At 73.9% G+C, this 356-nt stretch carries 1 pseudogene; it reads right to left on the reverse strand.

Annotated features, from left to right (window positions below):
- Positions 1–356 (reverse strand): annotated as a pseudogene (locus C7C46_RS34045) (HipA family kinase); the annotation flags it as partial.

Raw genomic sequence — 356 nt, forward strand, 5'->3', positions numbered from 1 at the left:
CCCCCGCGTCGTAGTGGCGCCGGACCCAGCCGGCGGCCCCGGGCCAGTGGTGGTGGAAGACCAGGCTCGCGCCGTGGTCGATCAGCCGCAGCGCACCGCCCACCACCAGCAGGTGGGGGTGGCCCCAGCACCGGTCGACGTTGTTGATCAGCGCGTCGAACCAGAGCCCCCGGGCGGCCAGCTCGGCGCCCACCTCGAAGCAGGGCGGGTCGAAGTTGAGCGCCCCGCTCCAGAAGCCCAGCCCGATGTTGAGCCCGCCGCTGGCCCGCATCTGCTCCTGGATCTGCTGCTCGGGCTCGCTGCGCGCCAACACCGGGTCCAGCCACAGGCGCACCAGCTCCGGCACCGGCAGTCCG

This window comes from Streptomyces tateyamensis (genome assembly GCF_003205575.1).
GTDB classification, from domain to species: Bacteria; Actinomycetota; Actinomycetes; order Streptomycetales; family Streptomycetaceae; genus Kitasatospora; species Kitasatospora tateyamensis.